This is a genomic window from Streptomyces sp. SudanB52_2052 (assembly GCF_964272415.1).
Lineage (GTDB): Bacteria > Actinomycetota > Actinomycetes > Streptomycetales > Streptomycetaceae > Streptomyces > Streptomyces olindensis.
In genome coordinates this window covers 4,618,219-4,632,689 of sequence record NZ_OZ186796.1, presented here as the reverse complement: position 1 = coordinate 4,632,689, position 14,471 = coordinate 4,618,219, and the positions used below count along the sequence as shown (strand labels likewise).

Here is a 14,471-nt window from a genome sequence, read left to right as displayed (position 1 = left end):
ATGGACTCCTTCTTACTTCTTGGACGGGGACTTGGGCCGCTGCGGACCCTTGCGCTGTCCGGACTGGGCCTTGCTGCGGGTACCGCTGCCGGGCTTCGCGCCGCCCTTCTTGGCAACGGCTGCGGGCTTGGCGTCCTCGGGTTCGTCGGACTTGGTCAGCGACGTCTTCGGCTCGTGCTGCTCACCGGCCGCCTTCGCGGCACCGGACTGACGCTGGGCCTTGCTCTGCCGCTTGGGCTGCTGACGCTTCGGGGTGCCGGCGGTGGTCGGCGCGCCGTCCTCAACCTGGGCGGCGGCAGCGGCTTCGCTCTTGATCACAGTGCCATCGGCCTGGGCCGCGAGACCGGCCTTGCTGAGGCCGTTGATGAACTTGCGCTCGAACTCGTTGCGGTCGCGTCCCTTGGCGACGATCGCCTTGACGATGACCCGGTCACGGCGCCGGCTGACCTTGCTGCGCTGCGTGACGTGCTTGGTCAGGCGCTCCAGGTACTCGGCCTGGGCCTTGGAGCCCGGGGTCGGGTTGTTGCGGATGACGTACATCTGCTGGCCCATGGTCCACACGTTGGTGGTCAGCCAGTAGACGAGGACACCGACCGGGAAGTTGATGCCGAAGACGGCGAACATGACGGGGAAGATGTACATCAACATCTTCTGCTGCTGCATGAACGGCGTCTTCACCGTGGTGTCGACGTTCTTCGTCATCAGCTGGCGCTGGGTGAAGAACTGCGACGCCGACATCAGGACGATCATGACGGCGGTGACCACGCGCACGTCGGTGAGCGAGGCACCGAGCGCTTCCACCTTCGACGAGCTGTCGGTGAACTTCACCGCCAGGGGCGCGCCGACGATGTGTGCCTTCTGGGCGCTCTGCAGCAGGTTCTCGTTGATCACGCCGATGGTGTCGTTCGACGCGATGCTGTTGAGCACGTGGTACAGGGCGAAGAAGAACGGGGACTGCGCCAGGATGGGAAGGCACGAGGACAGCGGGTTGGTGCCCGTGTCCTTGTACAACTTCATCATCTCTTCGGACTGACGCTGCTTGTCGTTCTTGTAGCGCTCCTGGATCTTCTTCATCTCGGGCTGGAGCGTCTGCATGGCCCGGGTCGCCTTGATCTGCTTCACGAAGAGCGGGATCAGGCAGATACGGATCAGGATCACCAGGGACACGATCGACAGGCCCCAGGCCCACCCGGTGTCGGGGCCGAAGATGGCGCCGTACACCGTGTGGAACTGGACGATGACCCAGGAGACGGGTGTGGTGATGAAGCTGAAGAGGCTGGCAATCGTGTCCACTAATCATGCTCCTTGGGCATGGGACGGTGTCTCTGCGGCCGGGCTCGAAGGACTGGACTGACTTGTGGGAGAAGTCTGTCCCTCGATGGCCGGGTCGGCGGCGGAGGGCCCGCCCTTGCGTGCGCGCCACGCGTGACGCAGCATTTCGTGCCACCGCGGACGCTTGCGCGGCGGGACATGGTCCACACCGCCCAGCGACCACGGATTGCACCGCAGGATGCGCCAGGCCGTGAGTGCCGTTCCCTTGATGGCACCGTGCCGGTCGATGGCCGTGTAGCCGTAGTGGGAGCACGACGGGTAGTACTTGCAGACCGGCCCGAGCAGCGGACTGATCGTCCACTGGTAGAGCTTGATCAGAGCCAGCAGCGGGTACTTCATCGCGCGCCCCCTCCCAGCAGCCGCTGAAGAGCGGCGTCCAGGTCTCGGGCCAGCTGTGCATGGTCGGCGTCGCCCGATCCGGGCAGCGCTCGTACGACTACCAGGCTACCGGGGGGCAGCTGGGCGACTCGCTCGCGCATCAGGTGGCGAAGCCTGCGCTTCACCTTGTTGCGGACCACCGCGCCACCGACGGCCTTGCTCACGACGAAACCCGCACGCGTCGGGGGAGCGCTCTCCCCAGGCACGTGCGGGTCCGTGGCACCGCTACGAAGGTGGACGACGAGGGTAGGGCGGCCGGCCCTACGACCCCGTCGCACCGCGGTCGCGAAGTCCTCGCGCCGCCTCAGCCGGTTCTCGGTGGGCAGCACGACGTCATGACCTGACCGGGATCAGGCGGACAGACGGGCGCGACCCTTGCTACGGCGGGACGCGAGAATCGCGCGGCCGGCACGGGTGCGCATACGCAGCCGGAAGCCGTGGGTCTTCGCGCGACGACGGTTGTTCGGCTGGAAGGTGCGCTTGCTCACTCGGGGGCTCCAGAAGAAATCGGTAGTTGCGGGGTGCCGTCCTGGCTGTCACCGTGCGCCCACGAGTAGCTCGCAGTTACGCCCGAGTGCACCGCTTACCGATCACCCCAGTGACCTGTGCCCATCGGAGGCAGGCGGCAGCAGCCATCGACAACTCGACCTGGTTACGGTACGCGCGGCTACGCCATCCGGTCAAACCAGGAGTCCCCGGGAGACACTTGTCCACAGCCTGGGGACAACAACTTGAACCGCACCGGCCGCCCTGACTACCGTGACGGAACTCCGATTCGTTCCCTTATCCCTGCCCCACCCGATTTACATCCCGACCCGTCCCAGAACCACACGTTCGTGGGACCTGTGAGAGAGCGTGCCCTGTGGCTGACGTACCTGCCGATCTTGCCGCAGTGTGGCCACGCGTATTGGAGCAGCTCCTCGGGGAGGGCCGCGGCCAGGGTGTCGAGGCGAAGGACGAGCACTGGATCCGGCGCTGCCAGCCGCTCGCGCTGGTCGCGGACACCGCCCTGCTCGCCGTACCGAACGAATTCGCGAAAGGCGTCCTCGAGGGCCGCCTGGCGCCGATCGTCAGCGAGACGCTGAGCCGTGAGTGCGGCCGCCCGATCCGGATCGCGATCACCGTCGACGACTCCGCGGGCGACCCCCCGGCCACACCCGCGCCCCAGGCTCGCGCCCAGCCGCGCTACGAGGAACCGGAGCTCCCGGCCGCGCGCCAGGACCGCGACGGATATGAGGGGTACGAGGGGTACGGCCGCCACCGCGCCGACCAGCTGCCCGGGTCGGCCGGCGATCAGCTTCCGCCTACGCGCGGAGATCAACTCCCGACCGCTCGCCCCGCCTACCCGTCCGAGTACCAGCGCCCCGAGCCCGGCTCCTGGCCGCGGCCGACGCAGGACGAGTACGGCTGGCAGCAGCAGCGCCTCGGCTTCCCGGAGCGTGACCCGTACGCGTCACCCGGACACGGCTCCCAGGACTCCTACGCCCCCCAGGACGCATACAGCTCTCAGAACACCTACGGATCCCAGGACGCGTACGACTCGCAGGACTCGTACGGCCCCAAGGACACCTACGGCTCCAAGGACTCGTACGGCGGGCCCTCCCAGGACGCCTACGGTTCCCCCTCCCAGGACTACCGCCCGCAGTCCATGGAGCGCCCCTCCTACGAGCCACCGCGCTCCGACTACGAGCCGTCACGCCCCGACTACGACCAGCGCGACCCGGTCCGCCGGGAGCTGCCGGAGCCGCCGCCCGGCTCGGGCCACGTGCACCGGGGCGGCCCGGTCGGCCCGAACCTGCCCACGACCGGCGCGCCGGGCCCGCTGGCCGCGCAGCCCGCGCCGGCGACCGGCCCGGGCGAGCCCACCGCGCGCCTGAACCCGAAGTACCTCTTCGACACGTTCGTCATCGGCGCCTCCAACCGCTTCGCGCACGCGGCCGCGGTCGCCGTCGCCGAGGCACCGGCGAAGGCGTACAACCCGTTGTTCATCTACGGGGAGTCCGGACTCGGCAAGACGCACCTGCTGCACGCCATCGGGCACTACGCGCGCAGCCTCTACCCGGGCACGCGCGTGCGGTACGTGAGCTCGGAGGAGTTCACCAACGAGTTCATCAACTCCATCCGCGACGGCAAGGGCGACAGCTTCCGCAAGCGCTACCGCGAGATGGACATCCTGCTCGTCGACGACATCCAGTTCCTCGCGGACAAGGAGTCGACGCAGGAGGAGTTCTTCCACACGTTCAACACGCTCCACAACGCCAACAAGCAGATCGTGCTCTCCAGCGACCGGCCGCCGAAGCAACTGGTGACGCTGGAGGACCGGCTGCGGAACCGTTTCGAGTGGGGTCTGATCACCGACGTCCAGCCGCCGGAACTGGAGACGCGCATCGCGATCCTCCGCAAGAAGGCGGTGCAGGAGCAGCTGAACGCGCCGCCGGAGGTGCTGGAGTTCATCGCGTCCCGGATCTCGCGGAACATCCGCGAGCTGGAGGGCGCGCTGATCCGCGTCACCGCGTTCGCCTCGCTCAACCGGCAGCCGGTGGACCTGGGGCTGACGGAGATCGTCCTCAAGGACCTCATCCCCGGCGGCGAGGACTCGGCTCCCGAGATCACGTCCACGGCCATCATGAGCGCGACGGCGGACTACTTCGGACTGACCGTCGAGGACCTGTGCGGCACCTCCCGCGGCCGCGCCCTCGTCACGGCCCGCCAGATCGCGATGTACCTGTGCCGTGAGCTGACGGACCTGTCGCTGCCGAAGATCGGCGCGCTGTTCGGCGGCCGCGACCACACGACGGTGATGCACGCGGACCGCAAGATCCGCAATCTGATGGCCGAGCGCCGTTCCATCTACAACCAGGTCACCGAGCTGACCAACCGCATCAAGAACGGCTGACAGCGACGGCAGTACGCCACTGAGGGCGCCCCCGAGGCTTCGGGGGCGCCCTCTTCACATGCCGTCCGGCCTCCGCCGCGGAAACCCGATCGCAACGCTCTGTTCGAATACCCGCCGCGTTACGGCCTCCCTCCACAGATTCGCGGACTTTCTGCCGTCCACATCCTGGGGACCGGGGAGTTGTCCAGATCGTGTCCACAGGGCCCGGGGTTGAAAGACCATCAGACCAGCTCAGGTGGTTGTGGATCCGTGGACGAATGATCTCCACAGACTGTGGACGGAGCAGGGATCCACAGGCTGTGCACCGAGTTGTCCACGGGCAACCCACAGGCTGGGGTCGGTTGTCCCCAGCGATCAGCGGCTTCTCCACATCCCTGTCCACTGTTCGGCAACCCGACGCGCCCTCTCACCGAGTCGAGTGAAAGGCGTCACACAAAGCTGCCGGGTTGGTCTGTGGGAAAGGTGGGTAAAGCTGGGGACAGCACTGGGGAGAACTCGCCTCGACCTGTGCACGGGGTGTGCAGAACTTTCCGTTCTCCACAGCGACACCAGGTTGTCCACTGCTCGTGCCCACAGGCCCGGTGGACAAAATTTCCGCTCTGAGCTGGGCAAACGTGGTTATCCACGGTATCCACAGGCCCTACTACTACGTCCGACTAGAGAGAGAGCGGAATTCGTTTCGAAGCGGGTCCTGTGCACAACTCGCTCTCCGGTGCCCGACCGCCCCTCGTCACGACTTGACCCCGAGAGGCACCTACTGTCAGTGCCGTGCGTCAGACTGGTCCCCGGTGTCCTCCCCATCCCGGGGACCGTCGACACCGAGACAGACGACGAGGGCCAGGCAGAGCGAGAAGCGCCGGCAACAGCAGGAGGCGGCAACAGTGAAGATCCGGGTGGAACGCGACGTACTCGCGGAGGCAGTGGCCTGGGCGGCGCGCAGCCTCCCGGCCCGTCCGCCGGCGCCGGTCCTCGCCGGCCTGCTGCTGAAGGCCGAGGACGGTCAGCTGAGCCTGTCCAGCTTCGACTACGAGGTCTCCGCACGCGTGTCGGTGGAGACCGAGGTCGAGGAGGAGGGCACGGTCCTGGTCTCGGGCCGTCTGCTCGCGGACATCTGCCGCGCGCTCCCGAACCGGCCGGTGGAGATTTCCACAGACGGTGTACGGGCGACGGTGGTCTGCGGTTCCTCGCGGTTCACACTCCACACCCTGCCTGTGGAGGAGTACCCGGCCCTGCCGCAGATGCCGAACGCGACAGGCACGGTCCCGGGCGAGGTCTTCGCCTCCGCGGCCGCCCAGGTGGCCATCGCGGCGGGCCGTGACGACACGCTGCCCGTCCTCACGGGCGTCCGCATCGAGATCGAGGGCGACACGGTCACGCTGGCGTCCACCGACCGCTACCGCTTCGCGGTCCGCGAGTTCCTGTGGAAGCCGGAGAACCCGGAGGCCTCCGCGGTCGCCCTGGTGCCCGCCAAGACGCTCCTGGACACCGCCAAGGCCCTGACGAGCGGCGACCAGGTCACCCTGGCGCTGTCCGGCTCGGGTTCGGGCGAGGGCCTGATCGGCTTCGAGGGCGCCGGCCGCCGTACGACGACCCGGCTGCTGGAGGGCGACCTCCCGAAGTACCGCACGCTGTTCCCGACGGAGTTCAACAGCGTCGCCGTCATCGAGACGGCCCCGTTCGTGGAGGCCGTCAAGCGCGTGGCCCTGGTCGCCGAGCGCAACACCCCGGTGCGGCTGAGCTTCGAGCAGGGCGTGCTCATCCTGGAGGCCGGTTCCAGCGACGACGCACAGGCTGTGGAAAGGGTGGACGCCCAGCTCGACGGCGACGACATCTCGATCGCCTTCAACCCGACGTTCCTGCTGGACGGCCTGAGCGCCATCGACTCCCCGGTGGCCCAGCTCTCCTTCACGACGTCCACGAAGCCCGCGCTGCTCAGTGGCAAGCCCGCGCTGGACGCCGAGGCGGACGAGGCCTACAAGTACCTGATCATGCCGGTGCGCCTCAGCGGCTGAGGCTCTCCTCGCGAGCCGTTGTCCACAGGCTGAGGACAAACCTGCAGGTGAGGGCGTGCGACTGAGCGCGTATGCCCACAGATGTGCGCGAGCGTCCGGGTCTAGGCTCGGACGTGGGTACGAAAGTGCCTGGCGGTACGAACGTGCCGCCACGCCACGTCGCAGAACCTAAGGAACACAACTGATGGAGCTCGGTCTCGTCGGCCTCGGCAAGATGGGCGGCAACATGCGCGAGCGGATCCGCCGCGCGGGCCACACCGTCTTCGGATACGACCGCAACCCGGACCTCGCCGATGTCCACAGCCTGCGGGAACTCGTGGGCAAGCTGAGCGGGCCGCGCGTGGTCTGGGTCATGGTCCCGGCAGGCGAGCCCACGCAGTCCACGATCGACGAGCTCGCCGAGCTGCTGGAGCCGGGCGACGTCGTCGTGGACGGCGGCAACTCCCGCTGGACGGACGACGAGAAGCACGCCGAGGAGTTGGCGGCCAAGGGCATCGGCTTCGTCGACTGCGGTGTCTCCGGCGGTGTCTGGGGCCTGGAGAACGGCTACGCGCTGATGTACGGCGGTGACGCGGAGAACGTCGCCAAGGTGCAGCCGGTCTTCGACGCCCTCAAGCCGGAGGGCGACTTCGGTTCGGTGCACGCCGGCAAGGTCGGCGCGGGCCACTTCGCGAAGATGGTCCACAACGGCATCGAGTACGCGATGATGCAGGCTTACGCCGAGGGCTGGGAACTGCTGGAGAAGGTCGACTCCGTGACCGACGTCCGGGAGGTCTTCCGCTCCTGGCAGGAGGGCACGGTCATCCGCTCCTGGCTGCTCGACCTCGCGGTCAACGCGCTCGACGAGGACGAGCACCTGGACAGGCTCCGGGGCTATGCACAGGACTCCGGCGAGGGACGCTGGACTGTGGAGGCCGCCATCGACAACGCGGTGCCGCTGCCGGCGATCACCGCGTCGCTGTTCGCGCGGTTCGCCTCCCGCCAGGAGGACTCGCCCCAGATGAAGATGATCGCGGCGCTGCGGAACCAGTTCGGCGGCCACGCGGTCGAGAAGAAGTAAGCACCACCGAGGTCCTGGGAGGTCGGCGAAACGACCATGCACGTCACGCATCTGTCGCTGGCCGACTTCCGCTCCTATCCCAGGGTCGAGGTCCCGCTCGACCCGGGGGTGACGGCCTTCGTCGGGCCGAACGGGCAGGGCAAGACCAACCTCGTCGAGGCCGTCGGCTATCTCGCCACCCTCGGCAGCCACCGGGTCTCCTCCGACGCCCCTCTGGTCCGCATAGGCGCCGAGCGCGCGATCATCCGAGCCCAGGTGAGGCAGGGCGAGCGGCAGCAGCTGGTCGAGCTGGAGCTGAACCCGGGGCGCGCCAACCGGGCCCGGATCAACAGGTCCTCGCAGGTCAGGCCGCGTGATGTGCTGGGGATCGTACGGACCGTGCTGTTCGCGCCGGAGGATCTCGCCCTGGTCAAGGGCGATCCCGGGGAGCGGCGCCGCTTCCTCGACGAGCTGATCACCGCCCGCTCTCCGCGCATGGCCGGGGTCCGGTCCGACTACGACCGGGTCCTCAAGCAGCGCAACACCCTGCTGAAGTCGGCCGCGCTGGCCCGGCGGCACGGCGGCCGCAGCATGGACATGTCCACGCTCGACGTGTGGGACCAGCACCTCGCGCGCGCCGGCGCCGAGCTGCTCGCCCAGCGGCTGGATCTGATCGCCACGATCCAGCCACTGGCCGACAAGGCGTACGAGCAGCTCGCGCCCGGCGGCGGCCCGATCGCGCTGGAGTACAAGCCGTCCGCGCCGGGTGAGGCGCACACGCGCGAGGACCTGTTCGAGCAGCTGATGGCCGCGCTCGCCGAGGCCCGCAAGCAGGAGATCGAGCGGGGCGTCACGCTGGTCGGCCCGCACCGTGACGACCTCCAGCTGAAGCTCGGCCAGCTGCCCGCCAAGGGCTACGCTTCCCACGGTGAGTCCTGGTCGTACGCGCTGGCGCTGCGCCTGGCCTCGTACGACCTGCTCAGGGCCGAGGGCAATGAGCCCGTGCTGGTGCTCGACGACGTCTTCGCCGAGCTGGACACCCGGCGCCGTGAGCGCCTCGCCGAGCTGGTCGCGCCCGGTGAGCAGGTCCTGGTGACCGCCGCGGTCGACGACGACGTACCGCATGTGCTGTCCGGGGCGCGGTTCACCGTGTCCGAGGGGACGGTGGAGCGCGTATGAGTCCACAGGAACCGAAGAAGACCCCCGAGGAACCGAGGAAGGCCCCCGAGCCGTCCGGGGTGGATCTCGCGCGCGTGGCGCTCCGCGCGGCGAAGGAGGCCGCACGCGCGCGTGGGGACGCGGCGCAGCAGAAGAAGCAGGCGCGCCGCGGTGGCGGACTGCGCTCCGGCGCGCGCGCCGACGGCCGCGACCCCATGGCGCTCGGCGCCGCGATCAACCGGCTGATCACCGAGCGCGGCTGGGAGGCCCCGGCCGCGGTGGGCGGGGTGATGGGCCGCTGGCCGCAGATCGTCGGGGAGGACGTGGCCAAGCACTGTGTGCCGGAGAGGTACGACGAGGACGAGCGTGTGCTGACCGTGCGCTGCGACTCGACGGCCTGGGCGACGAACCTCCGGCTCCTCGCCCCGACCCTCGTCGCCCGTCTCAACGAGGACCTGGGCCACGGCGCCGTGCGGCAGATCAAGGTCATGGGACCCAGTGGTCCCACTCGCCGCTACGGCCCCCTGCGTGCCCCCGGCAGCAGTGGTCCTGGCGACACCTATAGGTGACTTACGTCACGTCTTGACGGCCCGGTTCGGCGGGCGCGGCCCGCTCGTCGCGGCACCGCACACGATTGCGAATCGCGACCTGACTCCGAAGTAGCCAAGGGTTGACGGCCGGAAGCGCTGAGTGGCTCCGTGAGCCTCTTGGAGCCCCCATCCGCATATCGGGAGTCGGGCAAGACCCGTCGAGGGCGGCACATGCGGACTCAGGTACCGGCAAACCCCCATCAGTGTCAGTGCTACCGGTAGACTGGAAGCAATCCCGCCCCAATCGTGGGGACCGTCCGGGAAAAGCTGAGCAACGCTGATCAAGGCTTACCAACGCAACATGCCGCAGCCGCTCCGGCAACCCGCCGACGAGCCTGGCTCGTGCTGTGCCAGAAAGGGCGCTTCGTGGCCGATTCCGGCAACCCCAACGAGAACATCCCGTCCACCGACGCAGGCGTGACCAGCGAGGCGATCACCTCCAACGGCGAGGTCACCGCCTCGTACGACGCCAGTGCCATCACCGTCCTCGAGGGTCTGGACGCGGTCCGCAAGCGACCCGGCATGTACATCGGCTCGACCGGTGAGCGTGGCCTGCACCACCTCGTGTACGAGGTCGTCGACAACTCCGTCGACGAGGCACTGGCCGGGCACGCGGACACGATCGACGTGACGATCCTCGCCGACGGCGGTGTGCGGGTCGTCGACAACGGCCGTGGCATCCCGGTGGGCATCGTCCCGTCCGAGGGCAAGCCGGCCGTCGAGGTCGTGCTGACCGTGCTGCACGCGGGCGGCAAGTTCGGCGGCGGCGGCTACGCGGTCTCCGGTGGTCTGCACGGCGTCGGCGTCTCGGTCGTGAACGCCCTGTCCAGCAAGGTCTCCGTCGAGGTGAAGACCGACGGCCACCGCTGGACGCAGGACTACAAGATGGGCGTCCCCACGGCGCCCCTCGCCAAGCACGAGGCCACGGACGAGACCGGCACGTCGGTCACCTTCTGGGCCGACGGCGACATCTTCGAGACCACCGACTACTCCTTCGAGACGCTCTCGCGGCGCTTCCAGGAGATGGCGTTCCTCAACAAGGGCCTGACGATCAGGCTCACCGACGAGCGCGAGTCCGCGAAGGCCACCTCCGGCGCGGACGAGGCGGGCGCGGACGAGACCGCCGACGTCAAGACCGTCACGTACCACTACGAGGGCGGCATCGTCGACTTCGTGAAGTACCTCAACTCCCGCAAGGGCGAGGCGGTCCACCCCACCGTCATCGACCTGGAGGCCGAGGACAAGGACAGGCAGCTGTCCCTCGAGGTCGCCATGCAGTGGAACGGCGGCTACACCGAGGGCGTGTACTCGTTCGCCAACATCATCCACACCCACGAGGGCGGTACGCACGAAGAGGGCTTCCGGGCCGCGCTGACCTCGCTGATCAACAAGTACGCGCGCGACAAGAAGCTGCTCCGCGAGAAGGACGACAACCTCACGGGTGACGACATCCGCGAGGGCCTGACGGCGATCATCTCGGTCAAGCTGAGCGAGCCGCAGTTCGAGGGCCAGACGAAGACCAAGCTGGGCAACACCGAGGCCAAGACCTTCGTCCAGAAGGTCGTCTACGAGCACCTCGCGGACTGGCTCGACCGCAACCCGAACGAGGCCGCGGACATCATCCGCAAGGGCATCGCGGCGGCCACCGCGCGCGTGGCGGCCCGCAAGGCCCGCGACCTCACCCGCCGCAAGGGCCTGCTGGAGACGGCGTCCCTGCCGGGCAAGCTCTCGGACTGCCAGTCGAACGACCCGACCAAGTGCGAGATCTTCATCGTCGAGGGTGACTCCGCCGGCGGCTCGGCCAAGTCCGGCCGCAACCCGCAGTACCAGGCGATCCTCCCGATCCGCGGCAAGATCCTCAACGTCGAGAAGGCGCGCATCGACCGCATCCTGCAGAACCAGGAGATCCAGGCGATGATCTCCGCGTTCGGCACGGGCGTGCACGAGGACTTCGACATCGAGAAGCTCCGCTACCACAAGATCATCCTGATGGCGGACGCCGACGTCGACGGCCAGCACATCAACACCCTGCTGCTGACCTTCCTGTTCCGCTTCATGCGGCCCCTGGTCGAGGCCGGGCACGTGTACCTCTCCCGTCCGCCGCTCTACAAGATCAAGTGGGGCAAGGACGACTTCGAGTACGCGTACTCCGACCGTGAGCGCGACGCCCTGATCGAGATGGGCCGCCAGGCCGGCAAGCGCATCCGCGAGGACTCGGTCCAGCGCTTCAAGGGTCTCGGCGAGATGAACGCCGAGGAGCTGCGCATCACGACCATGGACCAGGAGCACCGCGTCCTCGGCCAGGTCACGCTCGACGACGCCGCCCAGGCCGACGACCTGTTCTCGGTCCTCATGGGCGAGGACGTCGAGGCCCGCCGCGCGTTCATCCAGCGCAACGCCAAGGACGTCCGCTTCCTCGACATCTGAGTCGGTCTCAGCTGACCGCACCAGGAAGGACCTTCACCAGCAATGACCGACGAGAACACTCCCGTGACGACGCCCGAGGGTGACGCCCTGGCCATGCGCGTCGAGCCCGTCGGGCTCGAGACGGAGATGCAGCGCTCGTACCTCGACTACGCGATGTCCGTCATCGTCTCGCGTGCGCTGCCGGACGTCCGCGACGGCCTCAAGCCCGTCCACCGCCGTGTGCTGTACGCCATGTACGACGGCGGTTACCGCCCCGAGCGCGGCTTCTACAAGTGCGCCCGCGTCGTCGGCGACGTCATGGGCAACTACCACCCGCACGGCGACTCCTCCATCTACGACGCGCTCGTGCGCCTCGCCCAGCCCTGGTCGATGCGCATGCCGCTCGTCGACTCCAACGGCAACTTCGGTTCCCCGGGCAATGACCCGGCCGCGGCCATGCGGTACACCGAGTGCAAGATGGCGCCGCTGTCGATGGAGATGGTCCGCGACATCGACGAGGAGACCGTCGACTTCACGGACAACTACGACGGCCGCTCCCAGGAGCCGACCGTCCTGCCGGCGCGCTTCCCGAACCTGCTGATCAACGGCTCGGCCGGCATCGCGGTCGGCATGGCGACCAACATCCCGCCGCACAACCTGCGCGAGGTCGCCGCCGGCGCCCAGTGGTACCTGGAGAACCCCGAGGCCTCGCACGAGGAGCTGCTCGACGCGCTCATCGAGCGCATCAAGGGCCCGGACTTCCCGACCGGCGCGCTCGTCGTCGGCCGCCGGGGCATCGAGGAGGCGTACCGCACCGGCCGCGGCTCCATCACGATGCGCGCGGTCGTCGAGGTCGAGGAGATCCAGAACCGCCAGTGCCTGGTGGTCACCGAACTCCCGTACCAGGTCAACCCGGACAACCTCGCCCAGAAGATCGCCGACCTGGTGAAGGACGGCAAGATCGGCGGCATCGCGGACGTCCGCGACGAGACGTCGTCCCGTACGGGTCAGCGCCTGGTCATCGTGCTGAAGCGCGACGCGGTCGCCAAGGTCGTGCTGAACAACCTCTACAAGCACACCGACCTGCAGACGAACTTCGGCGCCAACATGCTGGCGCTGGTCGACGGCGTGCCGCGCACGCTCTCGCTCGACGCGTTCATCCGCCACTGGGTGACGCACCAGATCGAGGTCATCGTCCGCCGTACGCGCTTCCGGCTGCGCAAGGCCGAGGAGCGGGCGCACATCCTGCGCGGTCTGCTGAAGGCCCTGGACGCCATCGACGAGGTCATCGCGCTGATCCGGCGCAGTGAGACCGTCGAGATCGCCCGCGGCGGCCTGATGGACCTGCTGACGATCGACGAGATCCAGGCCAACGCCATCCTCGAGATGCAGCTGCGCCGACTGGCCGCCCTGGAGCGCCAGAAGATCGTCCAGGAGCACGACGAACTCCAGGCGAAGATCAACGAGTACAACGAGATCCTGGCCTCCCCGGTCCGCCAGCGGGGCATCGTCAGCGCGGAACTGACCGCGCTCGTCGAGAAGTACGGCGACGACCGCAAGACGAAGCTGATCCCCTACGAGGGCGACATGTCCATCGAGGACCTGATCGCCGAGGAGGACATCGTCGTCACGGTCACCCGGGGCGGCTACATCAAGCGCACCAAGACAGACGACTACCGCGCCCAGAAGCGCGGCGGCAAGGGCGTGCGCGGCACGAAGCTCAAGGAAGACGACATCGTCGACCACTTCTTCGTGTCCACCACGCACCACTGGCTGCTGTTCTTCACCAATAAGGGCCGCGTCTACCGCGTCAAGGGCTACGAGCTGCCGGACGCCGGCCGGGACGCGCGCGGCCAGCACGTCGCGAACCTGCTCGCCTTCCAGCCGGACGAGGCGATCGCCGAGATCCTGGCGATCCGCGACTACGAGGCCGTTCCGTACCTGGTGCTCGCCACCAAGGCCGGACTTGTGAAGAAGACGCCTCTGAAGGATTACGATTCGCCGCGTTCCGGCGGTGTGATCGCGATCAATCTCCGCTCGATGGAGGACGGTTCGGACGACGAACTGATCGGTGCCGAACTGGTCTCGTCCGACGACGATCTGCTTCTGATCAGCAAGAAGGCGCAGTCGATCAGGTTCACCGCCTCGGACGAAACCCTCCGCCCCATGGGCCGTGCCACCTCCGGTGTCAAGGGCATGAGCTTCCGCGAGGGTGACGAGCTGCTCTCGATGAATGTTGTTCGACCCGGTACGTTCGTGTTCACTGCCACGGACGGTGGGTACGCGAAGCGGACCGCCGTCGACGAGTACCGCGTTCAGGGTCGCGGCGGCCTCGGCATCAAGGCCGCCAAGATCGTCGAGGATCGCGGATCCCTCGTCGGCGCGCTGGTGGTCGAGGAGACCGACGAGATCCTCGCCATCACGCTGTCGGGCGGTGTGATTCGTACGCGAGTCAACGAGATCAGGGAAACCGGCCGTGACACCATGGGCGTCCAACTGATCAATCTGGGCAAGCGCGATGCCGTCGTGGGCATCGCTCGCAACGCCGAGGCGGGACGCGAGGCGGAGGAGGTCGACGGCGACGTGGTCGTCGACGAGGACGCCGAGGGTGCCGCTGTCACCGGCACGGACGAGGGTGAGGCGCCCTCGTCCGAGTAGGC

At 68.1% G+C, this 14,471-nt stretch carries 11 protein-coding genes; 7 read left to right on the top strand and 4 right to left on the bottom strand.

From position 1 onward, the window contains the following. Positions 1-12: 12 nt before the first annotated feature. From yidC to rpmH, 4 genes are read right to left on the bottom strand one after another with little or no spacing between them, the layout of a single operon-like run. Positions 13-1,293, bottom strand: coding sequence for a membrane protein insertase YidC (gene yidC, locus ACSUPV_RS20485; RefSeq protein WP_031115177.1), 1,281 nt, complete (start codon positions 1,291-1,293; stop codon positions 13-15). 3 nt (positions 1,294-1,296) lie between these two features. Continuing rightward, the gene (gene yidD / locus ACSUPV_RS20480; RefSeq protein ID WP_037760018.1) at positions 1,297-1,671 is read right to left on the bottom strand and encodes a membrane protein insertion efficiency factor YidD; all 375 of its coding nucleotides are present in this window, start codon (positions 1,669-1,671) and stop codon (positions 1,297-1,299) included. Next, on the bottom strand, positions 1,668-2,039 hold the full coding sequence (gene rnpA, locus ACSUPV_RS20475; RefSeq protein WP_382614692.1) for a ribonuclease P protein component: 372 nt from the start codon (positions 2,037-2,039) through the stop codon (positions 1,668-1,670). The genes yidD and rnpA overlap by 4 nt, the downstream gene beginning before the upstream one ends. 21 nt (positions 2,040-2,060) lie before the next feature. Then, positions 2,061-2,198, bottom strand: a complete 138-nt coding sequence (gene rpmH, locus ACSUPV_RS20470; RefSeq protein ID WP_003956500.1) for a 50S ribosomal protein L34 — start codon at positions 2,196-2,198, stop codon at positions 2,061-2,063. A 374-nt stretch (positions 2,199-2,572) separates the two neighbouring features. Between rpmH and dnaA the strand changes: the two genes are divergently transcribed. The 7 genes from dnaA to gyrA all read left to right on the top strand — a co-directional run bounded on the left by dnaA (position 2,573) and on the right by gyrA (position 14,469). After that, a complete protein-coding gene (gene dnaA, locus ACSUPV_RS20465; protein ID WP_359788357.1) occupies positions 2,573-4,606 on the top strand; it encodes a chromosomal replication initiator protein DnaA in 2,034 nt (677 codons plus the stop codon). Positions 4,607-5,487: 881 nt separating this feature from the next. Beyond that, a complete protein-coding gene (dnaN, locus tag ACSUPV_RS20460) occupies positions 5,488-6,618 on the top strand; it encodes a DNA polymerase III subunit beta (protein WP_031115173.1) in 1,131 nt (376 codons plus the stop codon). A gap of 184 nt (positions 6,619-6,802) precedes the next feature. Further along, positions 6,803-7,678 carry a phosphogluconate dehydrogenase (NAD(+)-dependent, decarboxylating) gene (gene gnd, locus ACSUPV_RS20455; RefSeq protein WP_037760016.1) on the top strand — a complete coding sequence of 292 codons (876 nt, stop codon included), beginning with the start codon at positions 6,803-6,805 and terminating at the stop codon, positions 7,676-7,678. Between the two features lie 36 nt (positions 7,679-7,714). Further along, a complete protein-coding gene (gene recF, locus ACSUPV_RS20450) occupies positions 7,715-8,836 on the top strand; it encodes a DNA replication/repair protein RecF (RefSeq protein ID WP_436948087.1) in 1,122 nt (373 codons plus the stop codon). Then, on the top strand, positions 8,833-9,384 hold the full coding sequence (locus ACSUPV_RS20445; protein ID WP_031115168.1) for a DUF721 domain-containing protein: 552 nt from the start codon (positions 8,833-8,835) through the stop codon (positions 9,382-9,384). The genes recF and ACSUPV_RS20445 overlap by 4 nt, the downstream gene beginning before the upstream one ends. A gap of 387 nt (positions 9,385-9,771) precedes the next feature. Next, entirely contained in the window at positions 9,772-11,832 is a 2,061-nt protein-coding gene (gene gyrB, locus ACSUPV_RS20440; RefSeq protein ID WP_359788366.1) for a DNA topoisomerase (ATP-hydrolyzing) subunit B, read from the top strand. Between the two features lie 42 nt (positions 11,833-11,874). Beyond that, on the top strand, positions 11,875-14,469 hold the full coding sequence (gene gyrA / locus ACSUPV_RS20435) for a DNA gyrase subunit A (RefSeq protein WP_031115166.1): 2,595 nt from the start codon (positions 11,875-11,877) through the stop codon (positions 14,467-14,469). Positions 14,470-14,471: the final 2 nt, after the last annotated feature.